Consider the following 25,881-nt stretch of genomic DNA (forward strand, 5'->3'; position numbering starts at 1 on the left):
TCCTTGTATGTGGGCCTTATCTCGGAAATTACAACGCCTGCAGGGTGATCTGTATACAAGGTTGTCTGCTACAATCCGCCGATTATACGACGTTGCCAGCGATTATGCCGCTGACCTTTTGTTAATTGCACCGATAAAGAGATTAAATCATGAGCCTTTCAGCGGAACAGCGCCGGGAATACCGGGCCATTGCACACAACCTGAAGCCCGTCATCATTGTGGGCGACAAGGGCCTCACCGAAAACCTCCAGGAAGAACTGGAGCGCGCCCTGAACGACCACGAGCTGATCAAAATCAAAGTGGCGAGCCAGGATCGGGAAGCCCGCCATGAAGCAATCACCGCCCTGTGCGAAGCCAGTGGCGCTGAACTAGTGCAAACCATTGGCAAGATTGCCGTCCTTATGCGCAGAGCCAAAAAGCCAAATCCGAAACTATCTAACCTCCTGCGCCTCAAGAACTGACTTTTTTGTAAGCCATAAAACAAAAAGCCGGCTGCGTATCACACAGCCGGCTTTTCTTTGTGCGCTGGATTCACCAGCGCTGCAACATCAGATGTACTCAACCTTTCCGATTTCGTACTCCACAGTGCCAGACGGAACACGGATGGCAACAACATCATCTTCGCTCTTGCCTACCAACGCTCGAGCGATGGGTGAAGATATCGATAGCTTACCTTCCTTGATATCCGCCTCATCCTCACCGACGATCTTGTAGACCACCTCTTCATCGGTATCCACATTCAACAGATGAACCGTGGTGCCAAAAATCACTCTGCCGGTATTTTCCATTTCCGTTACGTCGATCACCTGCGCTGCAGAAAGCTTGCCTTCAATTTCCTGAATCCGGCCTTCAATAAAGCTCTGCTGCTCTCGAGCTGCGTGGTACTCGGCGTTCTCTTTGAGATCGCCGTGCTCACGAGCATCCGAAATCGCCGCGATAACCCGCGGACGATCCTTGGATTTCAGCTGCTGGAGCTCCTCACGTAAGCGGGCTTCGCCCACTTTGGTCATAGGCACTCTATCACTCATAATCTTACTTCCCTGCGTGGAGGTCTTGCAGGCGGCGTACTGTACGCTCCGGGCCAAATTTGATGGCCCTACAGAAGGCTTCGCCGCCCGCCAGTGTTGTTGTATAAGCTACTTTGGTCTGCAGGGCCGACTGGCGAATTTGCGCCGAATCAGACACAGCCTTGCGACCTTCGGTAGTATTAATAATGAGCTGAACCTGGCCATTCTTGATTGCGTCCACAATATGCGGGCGCCCTTCGCCAACCTTGTTCACCCGCTCCACTTCGATACCCTCAGCACGGAGCGCTTTCGCAGTTCCAGTGGTAGCAACAAGTTCAAAGCCAATAGCCACCAGATCACGAGCGACCTGAATTGCACCAACCTTATCTACATCACGAACCGACATAAACACGGTTCCGCTGGACGGCAAACGCTCGCCAATCGCCAGTGACGCCTTGGCAAAGGCCTCATCGAAGCTATCACCAAGCCCCATCACTTCACCCGTGGACTTCATTTCGGGCCCAAGGATCGGGTCAACCGACGGGAACTTGTTGAACGGGAATACGGATTCCTTTACCGCATAGTAGCTCGGCACAACTTCTTTGGTGAAGCCCTGCTCGGCAAGTGAGGTGCCCGCCATAACACGCGCCGCGACCTTGGCCAGAGACACGCCAATAGCCTTGGATACGAAAGGTACCGTTCTCGAAGCGCGCGGGTTGACCTCGATCACATATATCTCGTCATCCTGCCAGGCCAACTGAACGTTCATCAGGCCGACAACCTCAAGTTCGAGAGCCATCTTCCTTACCGCATCACGCATGGCATCCTGAACTTCCGGTGGCAGCGTATAAGGTGGCAAGGAGCACGCGGAATCACCAGAGTGAATACCTGCCTGCTCAATATGCTGCATGATGCCACCAATGACGACATCTGTACCGTCGCAGATGGCATCGATATCTACTTCAATGGCAGCATTCAGGAAGTGATCCAGCAAAACCGGGCTGTCGTTGGAGACCAGCACAGCGCTGCGCATGTAACGCACCAACTCATCCTCACCGAACACAATCTCCATTGCCCGACCACCCAACACGTAGGAAGGGCGAACAACCAGCGGATAGCCGATTTTACTGGCTGCAACAATTCCTTCTTCGAGGCTGCGTACGGTGGCATTTTCAGGCTGCCTGAGCCCAAGGCGCTGAATCATTTGCTGGAACCGCTCACGATCTTCCGCGCGGTCTATCGCATCCGGACTGGTACCAATAATGGGCACACCGGCCGCTTCCAGGCCACGGGCCAGCTTCAAAGGTGTCTGCCCGCCGTACTGGACAATCACACCTTTGGGCTTTTCTATGTGGATAATTTCCAGCACGTCTTCCAGCGTAATCGACTCAAAATACAAACGGTCAGAGGTATCGTAATCGGTGGATACCGTCTCCGGGTTGCAGTTGATCATGATGGTTTCGTAGCCATCTTCACGCATGGCCAATGCCGCGTGAACACAGCAATAATCGAACTCGATACCCTGACCAATCCGGTTGGGCCCACCACCAATAACCACGATTTTCTCGCGATCGGTTGGCTCAGCCTCGCACTCCTCCTCGTAGGTGGAGTACATATATGCGGTATCGGAGGAAAATTCTGCCGCACAGCTATCCACACGCTTGTATACGGGGCGAATATTCAGATCGTGCCGCAGCTTACGCATGCTCACGTCTGTAATGCCCAGCAATTTCGCCAAACGGGCATCTGAGAAGCCTTTGCGCTTCAGTCGGAACAGGGTGGCGTGATCGATATCGGGCTTACCGGCAGATTTCAGCGCCTGCTCTTCACGAATGAGATCTTCGATCTGCACCAGGTACCAAGGATCTACATGGGTATACTCGAATACATCTTCCACGGTAAGCCCGGCACGAAAAGCATCACCTATGTACCAAACACGCTCGGCACCGGGAACACTGAGCTCGCGCGTCAGGGTCTCACGAGATGTTTCAGAGGTGTACTCTTCGAGCTGCTCATCAAAACCGTCCGAGCCCACTTCCAACCCGCGAAGGGCCTTTTGCAGGGATTCCTGGAAGGTACGACCGATGGCCATAACCTCGCCCACAGATTTCATCTGGGTGGTAAGGCGTGCGTCAGCCTGAGGGAACTTCTCAAAGGTAAAGCGGGGAATTTTCGTAACGACATAGTCGATGCTGGGCTCGAAAGATGCCGGCGTGATACCACCGGTAATTTCATTGCGCAGCTCATCCAGGGTGTAACCAACCGCCAGCTTGGCAGCGACCTTGGCAATCGGAAAACCCGTTGCCTTGGAGGCCAGCGCCGATGACCTGGAAACCCTTGGGTTCATTTCAATAACAACCATACGGCCGGTGTCCGGATGGATACCAAACTGCACGTTGGAGCCGCCGGTTTCCACACCGATTTCACGCAGAACCGCCAGGGAGGCATCTCGCATGATCTGATATTCTTTGTCCGTCAGTGTTTGCGCTGGCGCAACAGTGATGGAGTCGCCGGTGTGGACGCCCATGGCATCGAAGTTCTCGATGGAGCACACGATAATACAGTTGTCTGCCTTGTCGCGAACCACTTCCATCTCATACTCTTTCCAGCCAATCAGCGACTCGTCGATAAGCAGCTCTTTGGTTGGTGAGAGATCCAGCCCGCGGGTACAGATTTCTTCAAACTCGTCCCGGTTGTACGCAATACCGCCACCAGAACCACCCATGGTGAACGAAGGGCGAATGATGCATGGGAAGCCAATGTCATCAGCAACCTTCCAGGCCTCTTCCATGGAATGCGCGATAGACGCGCGGGGGCACTCAAGGCCAATTGCCTTCATGGCCTTATCGAAACGGCTGCGATCTTCTGCCTTGTCGATGGTGTCGGCGTTAGCGCCAATCATTTCCACACCGTACTGGGCCAGCACGCCGTGCTTTTCCAATTCCAGCGCGCAGTTCAGTGCTGTCTGGCCGCCCATGGTTGGCAGCACGGCATCAGGCCTTTCTTTTTCAATAATCTTGGCAACGGTTTGCCATGTAATCGGCTCGATGTAGGTGGCATCCGCCATCACCGGGTCGGTCATAATGGTGGCCGGGTTCGAGTTAACCAGGATGACGCGGTAACCTTCCTCACGCAGGGCTTTACAGGCCTGGGCTCCGGAGTAGTCAAATTCGCACGCCTGCCCGATTACAATCGGGCCTGCGCCCAGAATCAGGATGCTTTTAATATCGGTCCGTTTTGGCATGTCTTGGTAAACCTGTCAGCAACATTTAAATTCTTGCAGCGCATAAACGCGGCGCGTGTCTGGTGTGGCGCTTTTGCCATAAATCGGCTTTAGGCCGTTCTGGCTTCCATCAGCTGGACAAACTCATCAAACAATGACGCCACATCACCGGGACCCGGGCTTGCTTCGGGATGCCCCTGAAAACTGAATGCTGGCTTGTCAGTACGACGAACGCCCTGCAAAGTGCCATCAAACAGCGACTTGTGGGTAACTTCCAGCACATCAGGCAAGGATGCTTCATCCACTGCAAAGCCGTGGTTTTGGCTGGTAATCATGACGGTGCCATTGGGTATCCGCTGAACCGGATGGTTTGCACCGTGGTGGCCATGTTTCATTTTCATGCTTTTCGCACCGCTGGCGATAGCCAAAAGCTGATGCCCCAGGCAGATGCCAAACACGGGAATGTCGGTTTCAAGCACGTCCTGAATTGCCTTGATCGCGTAATCGCAGGGCTTCGGATCGCCCGGGCCGTTAGACAGGAAGATGCCATCCGGATTCATGGCCAGCACGTCTGAGGCAGGGGTTTGGGCAGGCACAACAGTGACTTCACAGCCGCGGGAGGCAAGCATGCGCAAGATATTGAACTTAACGCCGTAATCCCAGGCCACTACTTTAAACTTGGTCTCGCCGCCTTCTGCGTAACCTTGGCCAAGCGTCCAGTCTCCCTGGGTCCACTTGTACGGCCTTTCGCAGGTAACCACTTTTGCCAAATCCATGCCTTCGAGCCCAGGAAACGCGTTTGCGAGTTCCAGTGCGCGCTCAGCTGTGGCGCCAGCACCAGCCACAATGGCGCCGCTTTGTGAGCCTTTGTCGCGGAGGATGCGCGTGAGGCGTCGGGTGTCTATATCGGCTATTCCGACAATGTTGTTGCTTCGCAGGTATTCGTCGAGCGATCCGCTGCTGCGCCAGTTGCTGGCAACCAGTGGCAGGTCGCGGATAATCAGGCCGGCAGCCTGTATACGGTCTGATTCTACGTCTTCTTCGTTTACACCTGTGTTCCCGATATGCGGGTATGTCAAGGTAACGAGTTGGCGGGCGTAGGACGGATCGGTCAGTATTTCCTGGTAGCCGGTCATCGCGGTGTTGAACACCACTTCGCCGCTGGTTTCGCCGTCAGCGCCAATGGCGGTGCCGTAAAACAGGCTTCCGTCTGCGAGTGCAAGGATTGCGGGTGTGCTCAAGGCTTGTATCCTCATCGAGTGGCGTTTCGTTTCGTCACGTGCAGGAACGCAAGCGCAAATTCAGGTCGCAAAAAAGCGAGAGGGAGTAAAAACTCCGTCCCGCTTATTGTTATCCGGGGACTTTTTGGTCCCTTGGGCTTTTCGAAGCCTACGCTTGGTGCAGTTAAACCGCCTTATTGTATGAAATTTGCGGTTTTGTGTCCATGTAAAATCGCCCTGCTTTAGAGCATGCCTGAAACACCGGCCGGCACTTGAGATCTTTGCTCCGGGAACCGCTACGAGCACATCCATGTGCGTTTGTCTTCGGCCGTCCGTGGCCTACGACATTCCCGGAGCAAAGATCCCAAGCCCCTGCCTCAGCAAATACCCTCAGCATTCCCCAAAAAGAACGCTCACTTCAAGCTCAAAACATCCTGCATATCATACAAACCGGCAGGCTTATCTTTCAGCCACAGAGCGGCACGCATGGCGCCTTTTGCGAAGGTCATCCGGCTGCTTGCTTTGTGAGTAATCTCGATGCGTTCGCCTTCGGTGGCGAACAGTACGGTGTGATCGCCCACTACATCGCCGGCACGAATGGTTTCGAAACCGATTTCCTTACGGGTGCGCTCACCGGTAAAGCCTTCACGGCCATAAACTGCGCACTCTTTGAGATCGCGATCCAGTGCATCAGCAACCACTTCGCCCATGCGCAGGGCGGTGCCGGAGGGCGCGTCTTTTTTGTGGCGGTGGTGGGCTTCGATGATTTCAACGTCGTAGTCGTCGCCCAGTGTTGCTGCAGCGGTGCGCAGAAGGTTGAGCACCACGTTAACGCCGACGCTCATGTTGGGCGCAAACACTACCTGGGTAGATTCTGCTGCCATGGCCAGCTGCTGCTTTTCGCCATCGGTGAGGCCAGTGGTTCCGATAATCAGCATTTTACCGTTGGCTGCGCAGAACTCGGCGTTTTCCAGGGTGAGATCCGGGAAGGTGAAGTCGACAAGCACGTCGAAGTCGTCTTTCACGTCAGCCAGGGTACCCGCCATCTTCACGCCGGTTTTGCCGATGCTGCTCATTTCGCCGGCATCGGCTCCGATGAGGCTGCTGCCTGGCTCGACGATAGCCGCGCCCAGTTCAAGCCCTTCTGTGCCGTCGACTGCCTCAATCAGCACTTTACCCATGCGCCCGGCGGCGCCGATGATTGCTACCCTCATGGCCTTTTCCTTATATGAAGCTGATCAGAATTTCATTTCGTCGAAGAAGCTCTTAACACCCTCAAACCAGGACGTTTTCTTCGGGGCATGGTTTGTGCCGTTGTTGCTGCCGTCGAGCGTTACCTGGAACTCCTGAAGCAGTTCTTTCTGGCGCTTGGTCAGGTTAACCGGCGTCTCGATAATCACGCGACACAAGAGATCACCTGATGGACCTCCGCGTACCGGGCTAACACCTTTATTGCGCAACCGGAACAATTTGCCTGTTTGGGTTTCGGGCGGAATTTTCAGTTTCACGCGACCATCCAGCGTTGGCACTTCCAGCTCACCACCCAGCGTGGCGTCAATAATGCTGATAGGCACTTCACAATATAGGTTGCGGCCGTCGCGGGTAAAGATTGAGTGCTCACGAACCGACATCTGCACGTACAGGTCGCCAGACGGGCCACCATCTATACCCATCTCGCCTTCACCGGAGAGCCGTATACGGTCGCCGGTATCAACTCCGGGCGGCACTTTAACGGAGAGGGTTTTCTCTTCCTGCACCCTGCCCTGACCATGGCATGACTTACAGGGGTTTTTAATAATCTGGCCTGAACCACGACATGTGGGACACGCTTGCTGCACCGCAAAGAAACCTTGCTGCATACGCACCTGCCCCATACCTTTACAGGTACCGCAGGTTTCAGGGCGAGAGCCTTTTTCGGCGCCACTGCCATCACAGGTATCGCACTCCCGATGTCCGGGAATGGTAATTTTTACTGTTTTGCCTTTTACCGCTTCTTCAAGATCCAGCTCCAGGGTGTAACGCAAATCCGAACCGCGAGTGTTGCGGCCGCCTCGGCCACCGCCACCAAAGATGTCGCCAAACACATCGCCGAAGATGTCGGAGAAGTTGCCGCCACCGCCGAATCCACCACCGGCCTGCCCATCTACTCCGGCATGACCATACTGGTCGTATGCCGCACGCTTGGACTGGTCTGCCAGTATTTCGTAGGCTTCGCTGGCCTCTTTGAACTTGTTCTCAGCGTCTTTGTCTTCCGGGTTGCGGTCGGGGTGATACTTCATCGCAAGCTTTCGGTATGCCCGCTTAACTTCTTTTTCGTCCGCGTCCCGGGAAACTCCGAGAATGTCGTAATAATCGCGCTTGGCCATGCTTTAAAACCCTGTTTTTTAAACGCGGAAAACGCGGATCAGCTCCGCGTTTTCCAACCAACTACTTGATAAACGTCCGAATTACTTCTTTTCGTCGTCTTTAACTTCTTCAAACTCGGCATCCACTGCATCGTCGGCGGACTGAGCTTCTTCCTGTCCACCAGCTTGCTGCGCCTGCCCGTCCTGATCTGCGTACATCTTCTGAGCCAACTCACCCGACACTTCTGTCAGCTTCTGAGTTTTAGCTTCGATGTCATCTTTGTCGGAACCGGCCAGTGCGTCTTCCAGATCCTTGATGGCAGCTTCGATAGACTCTTTCTCGCTATCGCTAACTTTGTCAGCGGCGTCTGCCAGAGTCTTACGCACAGCGTGAACCATGCCGTCACCCTGGTTACGAGCCTGAACCAGCTCTTCAAACTTGCGATCTTCCTCAGCGTTCGCTTCGGCGTCCTGCACCATTTTCTCGATCTCGTCATCGTTCAAGCCAGAAGAAGCCTTGATTACGATGGACTGCTCTTTGCCGGTAGCCTTGTCTTTCGCAGACACGTTCAGAATACCGTTGGCATCGATATCGAAAGTTACTTCAATCTGCGGCACACCGCGGGAAGCCGGTGGAATGTCGGCCAGATCGAAACGACCCAGAGACTTGTTCTGTGCTGCTTGCTTACGCTCACCCTGAACCACGTGAATGGTAACCGCTGTCTGGTTATCTTCTGCCGTAGAGAAGGTCTGCGACTTCTTGGTCGGAATCGTGGTGTTCTTGTCGATTACCGGTGTAGCCACGCCACCCATGGTCTCAATACCCAGGGTCAGCGGAGTTACGTCCAGAAGCAGAACGTCTTTCACATCGCCAGACAGTACGGCGGCCTGAATCGCCGCACCCATTGCAACAGCTTCGTCCGGGTTTACGTCCTTACGAGCTTCTTTGCCAAAGAACGCCTTAACTTTTTCCTGAACCAGTGGCATACGTGTCTGACCACCAACCAGGATAACTTCGTCGATCTCACCAACGCTCAAACCTGAGTCTTTCAGGGCAACCTTACAAGGCTCGAGGCTGCGCTCAACCAGATCTTCTACCAGAGACTCAAGCTTGGAACGGGTCAACTTCACGTTCATGTGCTTGGGGCCGCTGGCGTCTGCTGTGATATACGGCAGGTTAACGTCGGTCTGCTGGCTGCTGGAAAGCTCAATCTTGGCCTTCTCACCCGCTTCTTTCAGGCGCTGCATGGCCAGCGAGTCGCCGCGCAGATCAATGCCACTGTCTTTCTTGAACTGGTCAGCCAGGAATTCGATGATTTTCATATCGAAATCTTCACCACCCAGGAAGGTGTCACCGTTGGTAGCCAGAACTTCAAACTGGTGCTCGCCATCAACATCTGCAATTTCGATGATGGAGAGGTCAAACGTACCACCACCCAAGTCGTAAACAGCTACAGTGCGGTCGCCGGTTTTCTTGTCCAGACCATAAGCCAGGGCTGCAGCGGTCGGCTCGTTGATGATGCGCTTTACTTCCAGACCAGCAATTCGGCCAGCATCTTTAGTAGCCTGACGCTGACTGTCGTTAAAGTAGGCCGGAACGGTGATAACCGCTTCCGTTACCTTCTCGCCCAGATAGTCTTCTGCAGTCTTCTTCATTTTCTTCAGAATTTCTGCAGACACCTGGGGAGGCGCCATTTTCTGACCTTTAACTTCTACCCACGCATCGCCGTTATCTGCTTCGGCAACTTTGTAGGGCACCATCTTGATGTCTTTCTGAACAACGTCATCTTTGAATCGACGACCAATCAGTCGTTTGATGGCATAAATGGTGTTCTGCGGGTTGGTAACCGCTTGGCGCTTGGCTGACTGACCCACCAGAATTTCATTGTCATCGGTGTAGGCAATGATTGATGGGGTAGTACGATCACCCTCGGCGTTTTCGATAACCCGGACCTTGTCGCCATCCATGATGGCAACACACGAGTTGGTGGTTCCAAGGTCAATTCCGATAATCCTGCTCATTTAATCACTCCAGTTCTTCTGAATGCGGTACTTAATGGTTGCCCGGAAAACATGAATCCGGTTAGTTTTGCTTAATGGCTATATTGGCGCTTTGGGTAGCTTTTCAAGCCTGCTCGTCAATTTTTGGTGCATCCTGAGCCTTGGCCACCATCACCATTGCAGGACGCACTACGCGCCCGTTCAGCAGATAGCCTTTCTGGATTACCGCTACCACGCTGTTTGGCTCAGCATTGGGTGCAGGCACCATCGACATGGCTTCGTGCTGCTGGGGATCAAATGGCTCACCCACCGGGTTCAGGGGCTCCACATTGAACTTCTTCAAGCTCGAAACAAACAGATTGAGCGTCATTTCAACGCCCTGACGGATAGAAGCCACCAACTCACCAGCACCTTCCTGGCCTTCCGTGCTCTCAACCGCCTTTTCTAGACTATCTGCTACAGGTAGCAGCTCCTTAACGAACTTTTCCAACGCAAACTTGTGCGCCTTCTCAACATCCATCTCCGCACGGCGACGCACGTTTTGCATTTCCGCATGCAAGCGCAGCATTTGCTCTTGTGAATCCTGAAGCTGCTCTTTCAGGGAATCCAGCTCGGAAACCTCTTCCTGCTCCACTCCCTGCTCGCCAGACTGCGCATCTTCAGCAGCGGCATTGGCGGCTTCATTCAACTCATCCAACTGTTCGTTGCGGTTTTCTTCGGTGCTCATGAATACTCCTGCCAGATCTTCGGCGGCCGGCTTACACGCGGCCAATTGAACATAGGCTCTGACTCGACGGAGCCAGAAGAATGCTATTGCGAACCGATATGGGGCTCACCTCTCAGGTTTCAACCATTAAAAGCCCCATTCCTGAAGAAAATATCTGCCAAATGATTGCAAACCCGAAAACCCCTGTATATATTCACAGTCACTGTATGAACGAACAGTATATTTTCAAGAGCGGAGGTTTTCTGCATGCTCACACAGCTCACCGTTTCCAACTACGCGATCGCCGAAAGAGTAGAACTGCAATTCAGCAAGGGCATGACAGCTCTCACTGGCGAAACAGGCGCGGGCAAATCCATTGTTCTGGATGCACTGGGGCTGGCCATGGGCGGTCGCGCCGATGCGGGTGCAGTGCGCCATGGCGCGAAGCGTGCAGATATTACGGCGACCTTTGATGTTTCGAGCATTCCAGACGCTCTACAGTGGCTGGAAAGCCACGAACTGGATGACGACAGCGACTGCATTCTGCGCCGGGTCATCAGCAAGGACGGGCGGTCTCGCGCCTATATTAACGGCCAACCCTGCCCTTTGGCGCATCTGAAAGATCTGGGCGGACTGCTGATGGACATTCACAGCCAGCACCAGCACCAATCACTTTTACGAAAAGAAACCCACCGTAAATTGATAGACGAATACGCAGGCGCCGAAGACCTCGCCAATCAGACTCGCGAAGCATGGAAGGCCTGGAGCCAGATTCGTACAAAACTGATCGAGCGCCAGCAAAATGCAGAGGAATCGGAAGCCCGGCTGCAGCTACTTCGCTATCAAGTGGAAGAACTTGACCGTCTTGCACTGGAAAACGGTGAGCAGGAGCTACTTGAGCAAGAACAGGCACAACTGAGCCAGGCCGACGCCATTCTTCACAATAGTCATCAGGCAGCTCTGCTATGCACGGAAGATGACACCAGCGCCGCGGGCTTATTGCGCCAGGCGCTGCAACAACTCGCGCAGTTGCCGGTTGAAATACCCGCGCTGGCCGACACGATTCAAATGCTCAACGAAGCGCAGATCCAGATCAGCGAAGCCGGCGACAATCTTCGCCACTTTGTGGATGACTACGAAGCCGACCCTGCCCGCCTGTCCGAAGTTGAGGACAGGCTAAGCGCGATCTACCAGATGGCACGCAAACACCGCATCAACCCCGAGGAACTGATGGAGCTTCACTCGCGGCAAAGTGCAGAGCTGGCAGAGCTGGACGGTGGCGAAGGCAGCCTGGAGCAACTGGAGGTGGATCTTGAAAGCCACCGCAACGCGTTCAATGAGCTGGCCGGTAAACTCTCCGATATTCGTGCTAAAGCAGCAGGGGAGCTGGATCAACGCATCGCAAGTGAGCTTGCCCAGCTGAGCATGCCGTCGGTTCAGTTTGTTACTCACCTGAGCAGTAACAATCAGAACGAGCCGTCACCTCACGGGCTGGAAGAAGTAGAATTTTTGGTGAGCGCCAACCCAGGGCAACCGGCAAGGCCTCTGGCAAAAGTTGCTTCCGGCGGCGAACTTTCACGAATCAGCTTGGCAATTCAAGTGGTGGTTGCGCAAACATCCACCACACCAACCCTGATCTTTGACGAAGTTGACGTGGGCATTGGCGGCGGTACTGCAGAGGTGGTCGGCAAGCTGCTACGTTCGTTGGGGGCTAATGGGCAGGTTATCTGCGTCACGCACTTGCCGCAGGTTGCAGCTCAGTGTCACCAACACTTGTTTGTGAGCAAATTTACCCAGCAAGACGCGACTTTCTCAAAAATCGAATCTCTGGATGACCAGGGAAGAATATGCGAAGTGGCAAGAATGCTTGGGGGCGTTGATATGACGGAGCACACCCTGGCCCACGCAACGGAAATGTTTTCTAAAGGACAGGCTACCCACCACTGAACGGTGGCACCAACCACTTCCCCCTCTCGACCCTGAGAGCTATTGGGGCAGGCTTATCGGCCTGCCCCTTTTTTTGAGTTGTTGACGCTTAGGTAATTACTTGAGGGGCTTAACGTAAAGAATCAGGCTGTGCTCTACAATTTCATAGCCGTGCTCTTTCGCAATTATTTTTTGACGCTCTTCGATGATCTCATCGACAAACTCAACCACCTGCCCGGTCTGCGTGCAAACCATATGATCATGATGATCTTCGCCAGCCATTTCGAATACGGCATGGCCGCCTTCAAAGTTGTGACGCAACACCAGCCCCGCCGTCTCAAACTGAGTAAGCACGCGGTATACAGTGGCCAAGCCCACATCATCACCCTGATCCAGAAGCCGTTTGTACACATCTTCTGCGCTGAGATGATGGTCCTTGGCGTTTTCCAGGATGTTGAAAATTTTCACTCTTGGCAGAGTTACCTTGAGACCGACTTTTCGTAGTTCGGCGTTTTCAGATGACATGTTACTATTCACTCTTTGGTGTGCCTCACGGCTTCCGGTATGATGAAGCCGCCATTTAACGGTTAACCCGTGCCACACCTGCCCTTGGCAGGCGATTTCAAGATAGAGGATTTCCTCCGGCGATGCAAAAGCTCACAGCTCTCATTCTCACTATCATTCTCTCCGGTTGCGCTTTCCCGGGCGTATACAAGATCAATGTTCAGCAAGGCAACATTGTTACCGATGAAGAGCTGTCCAAACTCAACGAAGGCATGCCCCGCAGCCAGGTTCAGGCGTTGCTCGGGAGCCCTTTGATGCTCAACCCGGTTGATAGCTCCCGGGAATACTATGTATACACATTCCAACGCAGAGGGGGCCCTATCGAAGAGCAGCGCATCATCGTCTATTACGACGCTGACCGTTACACCCACTATGAAGCAGAACTCCTGAACGAAACCCCGGCTTATTAATCTGCCACAGACTTCTTTTTAGCCCGGTTTAACCGCGCCTGCTTCGGATCAATCTGGAGCGGGCGATATAATTCAACTCTATCCCCATCTCGCAGTTCGTGATCCGAAGGCTTTTTTATTACCTTGCCGAATATCCCCATATTGATGGAATCAACATCAATCTCCGGAAAAATAGCGGCAATTCCTGAAAGCCGAGCTGCGTCCACAGCCGTTGCGCCATCAGGCACTTGTACCGATATTATTTCCTGCCTGTCTGGCCGGGCGTAAGCTACCTCAACTCGAAGCATCACACGCCTCCCTTGTATATATCGTCGGCACGACGACAGAAAGCATCCACCATGGTTGTCGCCGCCTGATTGAAAACAGGCCCAAAGGTCATACGCGAAAGCGAGCCTGTGAACTCAAACTCCAACGTCAGAATCACCTTGCAGGCATTATCATCCAGCGCTTTAAAGTGCCAGCGCCCCTTCAGGTTACGAAACGGACCATCCACCAGACTCATTTCAATGGCTTCTGGCATCAGCAACTGATTGCGGGTGGTGAGCTTGTGGCGAACCCCTCCCTTTGCAATTTCCAGCGACGCCATAATCTGCTCAGGATCTTGCTGATGAATCTCGGCGCCTGCGCACCAGGGGAGGAACTCGGGGTAGCGGGCAATGTCATTGACCAAGTGAAACATGCGCTCCGCAGAGTGCATAACCAGAGCTGTTTTATCAATCTGATGAGCCATCGGAACCGGTTGTCCTGCTTACGAATACACTTTAAGGCTGATTTCAGGCCCTGCGGCCGCAAACACACCTGCAATCAAACGCTATGATAAAGGATATCACCGTCTTTGGGGGCATTTTCCGGGAGGGACTGCGGCTGGTCGGATTTGTTGTCAGTCGTTTGCTCTGCGGGCACCAACTCACCCGCATCCTCACCAGCTCCATCACCGGCAGCCCCTACCCCACCCGCCTCAACCGGCTGTGGCGGGATGCCATTCTGTTCCTGAAGCACCAGCCCTGGCCCGGGTTCGCACCAGAGTGCCTCGCTGCCGGTGTCGCACATGTTCACCAGTGAGCTTGCTGTGTAGTGAATACCTATGTAGGCAGCGACAAGAGGCAGGACCAGGCGCATAACCCAGAACCAGATTGTGCCAAACAGCCCCGGGGTTTTTCCGAGCATGCTTTTTGAAAGGTTGCGTGTCAGGCACCAGCCGGTGAAGAGCGCAATAAGAATCGCGACTAGCGGAATCATCAACCCGCCGGTTAACAACTCAAGCCAACGGAATACCGTGGCGCCACCCAGCCGGTATTGCGACCACAAATTGAACGAAAACAGCGAAGCGAGCCCAGCAAGCCAAACGGACAACCCCACCAATAACACAGACAACCCGCGAGGCGCACCTGTCCACTCACGGAACCATCCAACGACCGGTTCCAGCAATGCGAGAGCCGTTGACCAGACAATCATCACAACCATCAGAAAAACAGTTGCGATAACAAACTGACTTGCCGGCAGCTCGGCAAGCGATACCGGAAGCGACACAAACAACAGGCTAAAACCGCGCTCCCCATCAAAAACGCTGCTTTGCGTAGCCATGGCGAAAATCATTAACCCTGCCAGAATCGCAACCAGGGTATCCATCAATACAACAGCCAGAATGGATCGTTTGAGCTGCGTGTTCGGAGTGGTGTAAGCACCTAGAACCGCCCACACACCCATTCCCAAGCCCAAGGTATAAAAGGCATGAAACAACGCCGCACTGAGGCTTGTCCATGTGAGATCCTGCGGATGCATCTCGAGTATTTGGGTCATGGCGCCGTCAATCCGGCCGTACCAGGTGGCAAGCCCAAATAGCGCCAGCATGAGTATCAACGTACCAGGCACAACAATCCTGAACGCGCGCTCAAGCCCCCCAACCACGCCCTGCCCAGACACCCACAAAACCATCACCAGAAAAAACCCGTGCCACCCCATGAATACGCGAAACTCACGAGGATCAGAAACCAATGCGGCAAGCACGCCTGTCGCCTCCGCATGCCCTGCTCCTGAAAACCGACCGACGGCGCCATAAAACACGTAAGCCAAGGCGATCGACCCGAAAACCGCCGTAAACGACAGAACCAGAAATGCGCTCAATATACTGAACCGACCTACAGCCATCCAGGCTCTGGAACGTTTCGCACTGCGTATCAACCCACCCATCGCCAGCACAATTCCGTGACGGGCGTTTCGACCGATGGCCGCCTCAGTAATCATCAAAGGTAGTGTGACCAGCAACAGGCAACCGAGGTATAGAAGAATAAACAGCCCGCCACCATGCAGGCTCGCCAGATACGGGAACTGCCACAGGTTTGCCAAGCCGACAGTTGCGCCCACTGCAGCCCAGAAGAAGGTTGATTTTCGGGTAAACGACCCGATATGTGTTTGGTATGGCGTAGGCATTTTCGCCTCGGAAAGTGTCTGGTCCAGTATTGTAGCCGAAGGACTCCTCCGCGCACGAACCATGCATGCCTTCGAGGGCGATTTCGTGACCAGTCTGGCACTCCTGAGCTACAATGCGCTTTTTGCCGACCTGCGATTGGCCGGCCCGTTCATTCGTCCGCATCCGGATAATTGATTCATGAGCAAGAAAAAACCCGGTACGCCGAGCAGTACCATCGCCCTTAACAAAAAGGCGAAACACGAATACCACATAGAAGAACGCTTCGAAGCGGGTATGGTTTTACTCGGCTGGGAAGTGAAATCATTGCGAGCCGGCAAGGCCCAGATAACCGACGCCTATGTATTGTTGAAGGACGGCGAAGCTTTCCTGCTGGGTGGGCACTTTCAGCCCCTGACCGAAGCCTCTACCCATGTTATTGCCGATCCTACTCGCACCCGCAAACTGCTGCTGCACGCCAAGGAGCTGGCCAAACTGATCGGGGAAACAAGCCAGGCAGGCCAGACTTGCGTGCCTTTGGCGCTGTATTGGAAGAAGAACAAAGTGAAGTGCGAGATTGCCCTGGTAAAGGGCAAGAAGCTGTTCGACAAGCGCGCTACCGAGAAAGAGCGTGACTGGGACCGCCAAAAACAGCGCATTATGCGAGAAAACACCACTTGACGGTACAAGCCGCAACAAACAAACCTTGAAGTTGTGGGATTAGCCCACATATACTGTGAGTAAGGGGACGACATGGCTTCGACGCTGGTGGCGAACCCTTGGGTGCATGTCGAGATGGCAGCGAATCTCGTTAATCCAAAGCTGCAACGCAATAGTCGCAAACGACGAAAACTACTCACTAGCAGCGTAAGCTGCTAGTCGTCCTGACTGGGTCGCCCGTAGCCCAGAGCTACATCTCAGGACGTCATCGCTTACGGGATGCTCCGTTATCCAGAGTTCACTGGCTAACGGCTAAGATTTAAAGAACTCGCCTCTTACACCCTGGCCTTCGGGTCGTTCGAGGTTAAATCAATAGAAGGACATAAACATGTAGATCTCAAGGCACAGTGCTGGCGGACGCGGGTTCAATTCCCGCCGTCTCCACCAACCAAGAGTTTTAGGGGGGTCCACCAAGATCCACTGAAACGCCCTAAAGCCCCGGAAACGGGGCTTTTTTATGTCTATCACATTCATATTGATCCAAAAGCCAAATTACATCCCACTCCGTTCAAACCATGCATCATAGATCCGCTTATCCCATTTACTCTGGAAGAATGCGATCGCGGCTTTTTGATCCTCCTTGGAGAGTACATCTCCAAAGGCGGGCATTTGGCCACCCATGGGAGCGCCACCTTGATTGATCGTGCCCATCAGCATGTCGAATGGATGGTGCCAGGCGTGCCCCTTTCCGTTAAGCGGTGGCGGCGGGAAGGAGCCATCCTCAAGCCGCTTTCTCCAATTAAAGGCACCTTGTGCGTTGGATCCGTGGCAACTCGCGCAGCTGTCGTCGAATACGGTCGCGCCACGCTCGACCTGGGCTAAGGTGTACCAGCGGCCATCTACCGTCCCGTCACTGCAGCCAGTCATTAATCCTACAATTAGAATTCCAAATGAAATTTTCACCTTACACATTATTTACCGCCTCTTTCCTGGCAGACGACTTCAGCAATACCCGCTCGGCCACTCCTATTACAAAGGGATCGGCGTTCATCAATCCTCCTTTCATTTCTTCTCTTAAAAGGAGAGCCGCGCGCCAATAACCGCAAACCAATCCTCTATGCTAACGCCATCCGCCCTGGCAAAATCCGCTGTATCACCGTATTTGCGTTCGTGAACAACACCAACGTAGGGCGAGAAAGCGCGGTCAATCATGTCGTAGCTCAGTCGTAACCCGGTTTCTGTTGATACCAGGCCCTTCCCTACTTCAATTTCACGGTCCTCACTGAACGCAACCGTGGCATCCAGCGTCGCCGTGAGTATCCAGTAATTGGTGAGCAGCAACTCATACTCTGCATCGAGATCAGCGGAGGTGTCGCCGTCCTTGCTCACGTAAAGGTTCGCATCAATTTCAATCCACTGCGGCGCCAGGCCTGCCACACCGAGAACTGCATAGGTTCGATCCGGGCCTTCCGGAGTGTCGAATCGTACCCCGGCCTTTGCATCGAAGAATGTTGATATCGGGATTTGCCCTACCAACTGGTTTTCGAGTTTTTCGTAAGCTTGCTCTTCAAAGGAATACTCCCCACTGGTAAGCCAGTGGGCTTTGAAATTGTCAGTGCCGTAAAAGAAATCCGCGTCCCAAACGCCTATTTCTTCATCATTGTCACTGTAACGGTATTCAAGTTCTTCGAACTGCGCGCCCCACACCTTCAGCGGTTGCTTACGCTGAGTGGTATCCGGCATCCGCTCTTGAGCAGACGCCAGCGCCGGCATGACACTCAAGCTAACAACCGCGCTTGCAATCAACGGCATCCAAAGCTTCATACGTCACCCCCAACTTCGCTCGGCTGCTCACTGGATGCGGCCTGTGTAGATTCCGGCCCACCCTCAACAATCACTTTCCGGAACATGCCAGCCGCCATGTGATAAGTCAGGTGGCAATGGAAGGCCCACTGCCCAGGCGCATCCACTTCGGTTTCCATGTAAACCGTGGTACCAGGCTGCACACTGACGGTGTGTTTGATCGGATTCCACTGGCCAGCACCGACATCGAGAATCGACCACATACCGTGCAGGTGCATGGGGTGCGTCATCATGGTTTCGTTCACGAATTTGAAGCGAACTCGTTCGCCATATTTCAGGCGTATGGGATCAGCGTCTTCATATTTAACGCCATTGATACTCCAGGTGTAGCGTTCCATGTTGCCAGTAAGCCGCAACTCGATTTCTCGTGCAGGTTCCCGTTCTTCATAAAGAGGCTTCTGTGCTTTCAGATCGGCATAGGATAGAAATTTGCCGCCATTGGCTGCGGTTGGAACCAGCCCGCTACCTTTAGCGTAAAACGGATCACTTGCACCGCCTTCAGGCATCATCATGGCGCTATGATCCATACCCTCCATATTGGAATGGTCCATATCAGGCATCTCAGCCATTTTGTTTGCACTGCCCATGCCACCGTGACCCATGCCGGGCATATCCCCGTGATCCATTCCCGGCATGCCGCCCATGTCCGCCATGGTCAATCGTGCGGGCTCGCGCAATCCGGGAACGGGCGCTTCCATTCCTTCTTCCATTGCCAACGTTGCCCTGGCATAACCGGAGCGCCCCATAGACTCGGCGAAAATCGTATAGGCTTGCTCCTCTCTGGGCCGAACGATCACGTCGTAGGTTTCCGCAACACCAATACGAAATTCATCCACATTGACTGGCTGCACGTTATTGCCATCGGCCTGCACAACGGTCATTTCCAGCCCTGGAATCCGGATGTCAAAATAGGTCATCGCTGACGAGTTGATAAAACGCAGCCGAATTCGCTCGCCGGGTTCAAAGATGCCCGTCCAGTTCTGTTCCGGACCTTTGCCATTAATCATGCCGGTAAAACCCTGCAGATCCTCAACATCGGCCTGCATCATGCGCATGTCGCCCCATGCCAAGCGCTCTTTTACCGTGCTCAGGAAGCCGTTTTCTGAAACGTCCGAAAAGAACTCCCCCACAGCTTGCTGTTTACGGTTGTAGTAATCCGGCGTTACTTTGAGGTTGCGCATAACCCGTTCGCTGGCGTGCGGGTGTTTGTCCGTCAACTGAACTACGTATTCGCGATCGTAGCGAAACGGCTCACGCCCTTCTGGTTCGATGATAATGGAACCGAATGCCCCCTCTGGTTCCTGAAACCCCGAGTGGCTGTGGAACCAGTAGGTCCCCGATTGTGTAATGGGGAACCTGTAGGTGAACGTCTCCCCGGGTTTGATGCCAGGAAAGCTGATCCCCGGAACACCATCCTGCTCGAAGGGAAGAATCAAACCGTGCCAGTGAATAGAGGTCATCTCATCAAGGTTGTTGGTGACATTGATCGACACCTCTTCACCTTCTTTGAAGCGCAATGTCGGCCCAGGGGATTTGCCGTTGTAACCGACGCCCTCTTTCACAAAATCCCCGGTATCGATTGTCACTCGGTCCACAGTCAGGTTGTACTCACCCGCTAAGCCAATAGCGGGCAAAAGCAGGCTTAAAGCGCCTGCGACAAGAGTCCTCTTCATGATCAACTGCTCCTGAACTACTTCTCTTAATCCAAAGATCCCGACGCGCCGGCTATTGAGCGGGCGCGATAAACTCTTACTTGTTCAAAAGGATTCAGTTGAAGTTCACTTCGCCGTACATGCCTGCCTGATAGTGCCCTAGAACGTTGCAGGCAAATTCGATATTGCCCTTTTCGGAAAACGTCCAGATGATTTCCTGGCTCTCTCCCGGCTCTAAAAGCACGCTGTTCGGGTCGTCGTGCTTCATGGACTTGCCGTGCCCCATATCCATTTCCATCATGTCGTGATTGAGCTTGCCGCCCTGAATAGCGCCATGCTCAACCATCATCATCATTTCTTTTTGATGGGCTTCGTGCATATCGGGGGTGCCAATGTTGAATTCGTGCACCAACTGCCCTTTGTTCTGAACCACAAAACGCACCGTTTCTCCTCGTTTGACTTCGATAGCTTCGGGCTCGTAGTAGTTGTCATACATCTCCACTGTAATGCTGCGACTGACATCAGACGTTTTACCCGGTTCGCCGCTCTTGGCGTTGTGACCATGCCCACCTTCGTGGGTACCCGCTCCAAGTGCAGTTAAGGACATTGACATGGCAACTGCTGCAACTGCGAACTTTGCTAGACTCATTAAACCTTCTCCTGTGGTACGGCGTAACGTGCGTTCGAAATCTGTGTTCGCCCCGCAACGTGAGTGATGTGCTAAAACGCTTGATACCATCGCGCACGAACCTGAACTCTTTCTGAAAATCCGGTTTTATTTGCAGTTCAGGCTCAATTCAGTTTGATAAGCGACACTGCTGCCGCCTGTTTTGACTTTAAAGAGGAAGCGACACATGAGACTACTGCTGGTGGAGGATGACCGACTGCTTGCGGAGGGGATTACCAGCCAACTCGAGAAGGCCGGTTTCAGTGTGGATATCACCCACACAGCCAAAGAGGCGGTGATTTTAGGTGAGCAGGAAGACTACAAAGCAGGCGTGCTGGATCTCGGGCTGCCAGACGGAAACGGCCTGGATGTGTTGAGACAGTGGCGATCAAGCAAAGTCACCTTTCCGGTACTGATCCTCACCGCAAGGGGGGACTGGCAAGATAAGGTAAACGGCCTCAAAGCAGGCGCGGATGACTACCTGGCCAAACCCTTTCAAACGGAAGAGCTGATTGCCCGCTTGAATGCCATCATGCGCAGAAGCGAAGGCAGGGTTCACTCAACGGTAAAAGTGGGGCGGTTTGAACTCGACGAGAATCGGCAATGCCTGCAGATCGAAGATGGCACCGAACACAGCCTGACCGGTACGGAATTCCGGTTACTGAGATGCCTGATGGGACGGCCTGGTCATATTTTCTCCAAAGAGCAGCTCATGGAGCAGCTATATAATCTAAACGAAAGCCCCAACGAAAATATTATCGAAGCTTACATCCGGCGCCTGCGAAAGCTGGTTGGCCCAGAAACCATCGCAACGCGGCGCGGTCAGGGATATCTGTTTAATGACGCTGTTTAGAAAGCCTGTTTCCATAAAGGGGGCACTTCTGCTCCTGCTATTACCCGCAGGCATAGGCTTGATGGCCATCGCATGGTTTGTGCATGGATTGCTTCTGGAACGAATGTCCCGGGAATTTGTTGAGAGCCGCCTGATGGATGAAGTGGCTTTTCTGGAGCATCATATTCGCCAGGCTGATGGCCAGACAGACATGCTCAAGACTGGAGATTATTTTGAGAAAGTATTCCATCATGCTTTTGCTATCCAGTCTCCGGCTCAAACAGTCATATCTCCACAATCCTGGCAACCGTTGCTGAGCCCCATGCTGTTATCGAATGACCAGAACAGCATCAGAGTAAAGGGTGCTGAGATTCCGAATGCGCCCTCCGACATTCTCGCCTATCGAAAATCATTTTTGGTAAACGATATACCTTTCACCGTCATCGTTTCAGAAGATATGGGCGCGCTGCAAAACAGCCAAGCCGAACTGCATGCCTGGACAGCAATCGTATCGATTTTGCTGATTTTGTTGCTTGTGGGGATTATCTGGTTTGGCATCAATCTGTCGATGCGCCCCGTGGTCTCGCTTCAGGCTGCTCTCAAACGTCTACAGAGCGGTGATAGCTCCCGGATAAACGTAACAGCTCCGGAAGAATTCCGGCCACTGGTACAACAACTTAACCAGCTTCTGGACTCCCTGGATCAGCGACTTGAGCGCTCCAGGGAAGCGCTCGCGAATCTGTCTCACAGTGTTAAAACGCCCATCGCTGCGGTCAGGCAGGTCCTCGAAGATACCAGTCGTCCTCTGGACAATGATCTGAGGCATGAGATGGGATCGCGCCTGAGTGATATAGACCGGCAGCTGGAAGCAGAAATGCGACGTAGCCGGTTTGCTGGCCCACAGGTCGGTAAAAGCGCCTATCCCGTAAAGCAAGCCCGTGATCTCCTGTGGATGTTGGGCCGACTTTACCCAGAAAAATCATTTGAGCTATCAACGTCACTCACCGACGAGTCTCGCTGGCCCATTGAGGAACAAGACTTGAACGAGATAATGGGCAACCTTCTCGATAATGCCGGGAAATGGTCGACCTCTTTCGTTGAGCTTTTCCTGACGCAGAGCAATGGGGTTGCTCGTATGTCTGTGTCTGACGATGGCCAGGGAGTTAAAGCAGATGAAATGTCCAGTCTTGGTCAGCGTGGGTTGCGTCTGGACGAGCAGACACCCGGACACGGTCTTGGGCTCGCCATCGTGAGAGAAATCGTTAATCGTTACGGGGGGAATGTTACCTTCTCAACCACGTCGAAAGGGGGGTTGAGAGTAGCCGTCGAAATCCCCAATTAGGCTCACTCCCTGCCGCCTATACTCATTCGGCGACATCCCCGTCCACCGAATAAAGCTGCGTGTGAAGGCACTGTGCTCTGAATAGCCCAGTATCAGCGCAATATCGACTAACCCAAGATTTGTCTCTCGCAAATAGCGCTCTGCAATTTCACGCCTCACTGCTCCTACCTCTTTCAGAAAGCTGGTGCCTTCTGCCGCCAGTTGGCGTTGCAGAGTGCGGGTAGAGACACCCATACATTCAGCAACAGCGGCAATATCCAAATGCTGCTCAGATAGCAGTCGGCTTATTCGCCGGCGCACATCGTCAACCAACGGGGATTCTCGTGGCAGGCGTGCCAGTAACGAATCGGCTTGTGCCTCCAGCATGGTTAACATAGCCGGGTCTGAGGTTGTTAGGGGGTGCGCCAAGACGCTCGCGGGAATGCGGATCACAGTTTCAGGCTGTTCGAACCGCACGGGGCAGCCAAAATAGTCCGTATAGGCTGCGCTGCTCTCTGGCGTGGGGTTGATGAAGTCCACTCGCTGCGGCGCGAGATCAGGCGAAGTCAGGCGGCGGAGAAAGTTGACGAGGGCCGTCACGGCTGTTTCGTCTACCAGTGGGCCCGGGCGACCATGCTGTGCATCCCACACCAACTCCATCGCTCCGCCCTCTTCCCTCACAATCAGTGGCGTAACGTCATAGATCAGCCGCTGGTATTGATGGAAGCGGGCGATAGCCTCGCCAAGAGTTTTCGACGCCATGATCACATAGCCCAGCACACCGGCATGGCGCGGGATGATGGTTTGCCCCAGGTGCAACCCCAATCGCGGGTCGTTCAAATGAAGAGCCGCTCGCTCAAGTAGCTGGCGCCAAACGTCGATGGGCATGTCGGCGTTTAACAAGGTGTCCTGAGGTGGCCTGGGCAACTGCAGTAGTTGGTCGCTGTCGATACCTTTACGATCCAGGTACTCGTAGAGCGCCAGGGCAAAGCTGGCCGGAATGGATCGGCGGCGAAGGGTCATATCACTCTCAACATCAGTAGACTGGCGTAAAGTGTTAAAAACGTGGCAGTCTGTGTCAAGCATGTGACCAGGCACTTTGCCACCATTATCCTCGAAAAACCGCCGAACACTTACGACCATTCCGGTCACGGAGTAACTTCGATGCTGTTATTGGTAACGGGCGCAGCCTGTGGCATAGGCGCTTGCATTGTTGAACAGGCCATTCAGGGTGGCCACAGTGTCATCGCAGCCGATATGGACGCCGAGAGCCTTGCCAGTCGCTGGGCGAGTCATGAGAAAGTGCGCTGCGAAACCCTCGACGTTCGTAAAGACGCACAGTGGCAGTCCATGTTCCAGCGCCTTGCCGATGACAAAGTGAAAGTAGACGTGCTGATTAACGTGGCCGGCGTGCTTCGTAGTGGTCGCACCGGAGAGCTATCCAGCGACGATGTTGACTTGACTCTCGATGTGAATGTGAAAGGCGTGATTTTTGGCACCAACGCAGCCGCAGCCCACATGCTGGCCAACGGCCACCGGGGACACATCATAAACATCGGCTCTCTGGCCTCCTTGTGCCCGCTGCCGGGGAACGCTGTTTACGCTACCAGCAAATTTGCGGTTCGTGGTTTCAGTATCGCTGCAGCAGGCGACCTTCGCCCCCGCGGCATTGCAGTGTCGCTTGTCGGCCCCGGTCCGGTTAAAACGGCGATGCTGGATCAGCAGCGGGGCGACGAGAATTCAGCCATGACTTTTGCCAGCAGCCGCGCACTGTCTGCTGATGAAGTTGCCAGAGCTGTTTTAGGGCCAGTACTGCGTAAGCAACCTCTGGAGTACTACCTGCCCTGGCAAGACGAGATTCTCGGCAGGCTGTCCAATACCGTGCCCGCCTTTTTCTTGAGCATGGCCCGCCGCGCCATGGAGCGCGGTCGCAAGAACTTTGAATCCGACAACTTCCGTTGATAACAAAAAAAGGGAACCCTATGACACTTTTCTCACAGATTAAGGATTTTGACGGATCACGCAGCGCATACGGCCAGCAGGCCAGAGTTGAGGACACCCGCGCTGCTGCCGAGGGCTTTCGTAAAACCATGTTGGCGGGACCAAAGGCGCGTTACTTCCGCTCGTTTGATCTGATCAAAGTGCCTTACCCTGCCCGCTACGGGCTACGGAATGCGTTTTCACGGGAACGCTTTGTAGAGTACGTTCACATACAGAACCGTGTGTTTGTGGTGCAGTTTGATACCGAGGAAGGCGTAAAAACCATGTTGGTGTCGCCATCAGACTATGAGCGTAACGGTGAGACGCCTTTCTTCCGCCGCCTGCAGGACAACACCCCGAGCTTTTTCACGAACATGATTGTTGATCGGCAGAGTACGGCGCCGGATATTGTCGCCAGCCTCGGCCTTAAGCCAGAAGACATCGATTACATTACCTACGACCACCTCCACACTCAGGATGTGCGCCGCTGGCTGGGCACGGATAAGGAGCAGGCGATCTTCCCCAACGCCAAACTACTGGTGCATTGGCGCGAATGGGAATCTGCTCAGGATCTGAACCCGTACCAAGCGGACTGGTATTGCCCCAGCGGCATTGCCGGAATTGCCGACGACAAGATCATCAAGTTTGACGGCTCGATCATGCTGGGTGATGGCGTAGCTCTGGTACACACCCCTGGCCACACTGAAGGGAATCACTCCATCGTAGTACACACAGATGAAGGCCTGTGGGTAACCAGCGAGAACGGCGTTAGCGTGGATTCTTATGCGCCTCACCTCTCCACCGCCAGTGGCGTGGCTGCCTATGCAGAAACCATAGGCACTGAAGTCATCATTAACGGCAACACGCTGGAAAACTCTGTAGATCAATACATTTCCATGGTTCAGGAAAAAACCATCGCTGGGCCATCCCAGCGGGATCCGCGCTTTCCCAACGTATTCCCATCCTCCGAGATGACGCCTTTCTGGGCTTTCCCCGGAACCTCCCCTGCATTTTATGTGGGTGAGGCGCAGCATGGAAAATTACACATCCCCGGCTGAACCGGGGAACACTCCTGAGTGGCGCGAACAGCAACCATC

24 protein-coding genes and 1 other RNA gene are annotated in these 25,881 nt (G+C 53.9%); 9 read left to right on the top strand and 16 right to left on the bottom strand.

Going from position 1 to position 25,881, the window contains the following annotated elements:
- Positions 1-149: 149 nt before the first annotated feature.
- A complete protein-coding gene (gene yhbY / locus Q0824_RS08370; protein WP_298449262.1) occupies positions 150-461 on the top strand; it encodes a ribosome assembly RNA-binding protein YhbY in 312 nt (103 codons plus the stop codon).
- 87 nt (positions 462-548) lie between these two features.
- On the opposite strand, the gene greA is transcribed toward yhbY, so the two are convergent.
- From greA to grpE, 7 genes are all read right to left on the bottom strand, one after another.
- Positions 549-1,028, bottom strand: coding sequence for a transcription elongation factor GreA (greA, locus tag Q0824_RS08375; RefSeq protein WP_298449264.1), 480 nt, complete (start codon positions 1,026-1,028; stop codon positions 549-551).
- Positions 1,029-1,032: 4 nt separating this feature from the next.
- Positions 1,033-4,251, bottom strand: coding sequence for a carbamoyl-phosphate synthase large subunit (gene carB / locus Q0824_RS08380; protein WP_298449266.1), 3,219 nt, complete (start codon positions 4,249-4,251; stop codon positions 1,033-1,035).
- Between the two features lie 89 nt (positions 4,252-4,340).
- The gene (carA, locus tag Q0824_RS08385) at positions 4,341-5,471 is read right to left on the bottom strand and encodes a glutamine-hydrolyzing carbamoyl-phosphate synthase small subunit (protein WP_298449268.1); all 1,131 of its coding nucleotides are present in this window, start codon (positions 5,469-5,471) and stop codon (positions 4,341-4,343) included.
- Positions 5,472-5,863: 392 nt separating this feature from the next.
- Positions 5,864-6,664: a 4-hydroxy-tetrahydrodipicolinate reductase gene (dapB, locus tag Q0824_RS08390; protein WP_298449270.1), complete on the bottom strand. Its 801-nt coding sequence runs from the start codon at positions 6,662-6,664 to the stop codon at positions 5,864-5,866.
- A gap of 24 nt (positions 6,665-6,688) precedes the next feature.
- Positions 6,689-7,816, bottom strand: coding sequence for a molecular chaperone DnaJ (dnaJ, locus tag Q0824_RS08395; RefSeq protein ID WP_298449272.1), 1,128 nt, complete (start codon positions 7,814-7,816; stop codon positions 6,689-6,691).
- Positions 7,817-7,897: 81 nt separating this feature from the next.
- The gene (gene dnaK / locus Q0824_RS08400) at positions 7,898-9,817 is read right to left on the bottom strand and encodes a molecular chaperone DnaK (RefSeq protein ID WP_298449273.1); all 1,920 of its coding nucleotides are present in this window, start codon (positions 9,815-9,817) and stop codon (positions 7,898-7,900) included.
- Between the two features lie 103 nt (positions 9,818-9,920).
- Positions 9,921-10,523 (bottom strand): nucleotide exchange factor GrpE, encoded by a 603-nt coding sequence (grpE, locus tag Q0824_RS08405; protein ID WP_298449275.1) that lies wholly within the window; start codon positions 10,521-10,523, stop codon positions 9,921-9,923.
- A 246-nt stretch (positions 10,524-10,769) separates the two neighbouring features.
- Here grpE and recN point away from each other — a divergent pair, with 246 nt between their 5' ends.
- Entirely contained in the window at positions 10,770-12,449 is a 1,680-nt protein-coding gene (gene recN, locus Q0824_RS08410; RefSeq protein ID WP_298449277.1) for a DNA repair protein RecN, read from the top strand.
- Positions 12,450-12,545: 96 nt separating this feature from the next.
- Here the strand turns inward: recN and fur are convergent, their stop codons facing one another.
- On the bottom strand, positions 12,546-12,953 hold the full coding sequence (gene fur / locus Q0824_RS08415) for a ferric iron uptake transcriptional regulator (RefSeq protein ID WP_298449279.1): 408 nt from the start codon (positions 12,951-12,953) through the stop codon (positions 12,546-12,548).
- A 122-nt stretch (positions 12,954-13,075) separates the two neighbouring features.
- Here fur and Q0824_RS08420 point away from each other — a divergent pair, with 122 nt between their 5' ends.
- Positions 13,076-13,402, top strand: a complete 327-nt coding sequence (locus Q0824_RS08420) for an outer membrane protein assembly factor BamE (RefSeq protein ID WP_298449280.1) — start codon at positions 13,076-13,078, stop codon at positions 13,400-13,402.
- On the opposite strand, the gene Q0824_RS08425 is transcribed toward Q0824_RS08420, so the two are convergent.
- From Q0824_RS08425 to Q0824_RS08435, 3 genes are all read right to left on the bottom strand, one after another.
- Positions 13,399-13,689, bottom strand: coding sequence for an RnfH family protein (locus Q0824_RS08425; protein WP_298449282.1), 291 nt, complete (start codon positions 13,687-13,689; stop codon positions 13,399-13,401). The genes Q0824_RS08420 and Q0824_RS08425 overlap by 4 nt on opposite strands.
- A complete protein-coding gene (locus Q0824_RS08430) occupies positions 13,689-14,132 on the bottom strand; it encodes a type II toxin-antitoxin system RatA family toxin (RefSeq protein ID WP_298449284.1) in 444 nt (147 codons plus the stop codon). Before Q0824_RS08430 ends, Q0824_RS08425 begins: the two co-directional genes overlap by 1 nt.
- Before the next feature lie 74 nt (positions 14,133-14,206).
- Complete coding sequence (locus tag Q0824_RS08435) at positions 14,207-15,832, bottom strand: sodium-dependent transporter (protein ID WP_298449286.1); 1,626 nt, start codon at positions 15,830-15,832, stop codon at positions 14,207-14,209.
- 178 nt (positions 15,833-16,010) lie between these two features.
- On the opposite strand from Q0824_RS08435, the gene smpB reads away from it, so the two are divergent.
- Together smpB and ssrA are read left to right on the top strand one after the other, a co-directional pair.
- Positions 16,011-16,490: an SsrA-binding protein SmpB gene (smpB, locus tag Q0824_RS08440; RefSeq protein WP_298449287.1), complete on the top strand. Its 480-nt coding sequence runs from the start codon at positions 16,011-16,013 to the stop codon at positions 16,488-16,490.
- A 63-nt stretch (positions 16,491-16,553) separates the two neighbouring features.
- Positions 16,554-16,916, top strand: a transfer-messenger RNA (tmRNA) gene (gene ssrA, locus Q0824_RS08445).
- A gap of 105 nt (positions 16,917-17,021) precedes the next feature.
- On the opposite strand, the gene Q0824_RS08450 is transcribed toward ssrA, so the two are convergent.
- From Q0824_RS08450 to Q0824_RS08465, 4 genes are all read right to left on the bottom strand, one after another.
- Entirely contained in the window at positions 17,022-17,441 is a 420-nt protein-coding gene (locus Q0824_RS08450; protein ID WP_298449288.1) for a cytochrome c, read from the bottom strand.
- A 102-nt stretch (positions 17,442-17,543) separates the two neighbouring features.
- Positions 17,544-18,293, bottom strand: coding sequence for a copper resistance protein B (locus Q0824_RS08455; RefSeq protein ID WP_298449289.1), 750 nt, complete (start codon positions 18,291-18,293; stop codon positions 17,544-17,546).
- A complete protein-coding gene (locus tag Q0824_RS08460) occupies positions 18,290-20,005 on the bottom strand; it encodes a copper resistance system multicopper oxidase (RefSeq protein ID WP_298449290.1) in 1,716 nt (571 codons plus the stop codon). The genes Q0824_RS08455 and Q0824_RS08460 overlap by 4 nt, the downstream gene beginning before the upstream one ends.
- Positions 20,006-20,099: 94 nt before the next feature.
- A complete protein-coding gene (locus Q0824_RS08465; protein ID WP_298449291.1) occupies positions 20,100-20,633 on the bottom strand; it encodes a cupredoxin domain-containing protein in 534 nt (177 codons plus the stop codon).
- 205 nt (positions 20,634-20,838) lie between these two features.
- On the opposite strand from Q0824_RS08465, the gene Q0824_RS08470 reads away from it, so the two are divergent.
- Together Q0824_RS08470 and Q0824_RS08475 are read left to right on the top strand one after the other, a co-directional pair.
- Positions 20,839-21,504 carry a response regulator transcription factor gene (locus Q0824_RS08470; RefSeq protein ID WP_298449293.1) on the top strand — a complete coding sequence of 222 codons (666 nt, stop codon included), beginning with the start codon at positions 20,839-20,841 and terminating at the stop codon, positions 21,502-21,504.
- A complete protein-coding gene (locus Q0824_RS08475; protein ID WP_298449295.1) occupies positions 21,491-22,825 on the top strand; it encodes a sensor histidine kinase in 1,335 nt (444 codons plus the stop codon). Before Q0824_RS08470 ends, Q0824_RS08475 begins: the two co-directional genes overlap by 14 nt.
- Here the strand turns inward: Q0824_RS08475 and Q0824_RS08480 are convergent.
- A complete protein-coding gene (locus Q0824_RS08480) occupies positions 22,775-23,827 on the bottom strand; it encodes an AraC family transcriptional regulator (RefSeq protein WP_298449297.1) in 1,053 nt (350 codons plus the stop codon). The two genes, Q0824_RS08475 and Q0824_RS08480, sit on opposite strands and share 51 nt — an antisense overlap.
- Before the next feature lie 141 nt (positions 23,828-23,968).
- Here Q0824_RS08480 and Q0824_RS08485 point away from each other — a divergent pair, with 141 nt between their 5' ends.
- Entirely contained in the window at positions 23,969-24,766 is a 798-nt protein-coding gene (locus Q0824_RS08485; protein ID WP_298449299.1) for an SDR family oxidoreductase, read from the top strand.
- A gap of 20 nt (positions 24,767-24,786) precedes the next feature.
- Entirely contained in the window at positions 24,787-25,842 is a 1,056-nt protein-coding gene (locus Q0824_RS08490) for a hypothetical protein (RefSeq protein ID WP_298449301.1), read from the top strand.
- Positions 25,843-25,881: the final 39 nt, after the last annotated feature.

This window comes from uncultured Marinobacter sp. (assembly GCF_947488835.1).
GTDB lineage: Bacteria > Pseudomonadota > Gammaproteobacteria > Pseudomonadales > Oleiphilaceae > Marinobacter.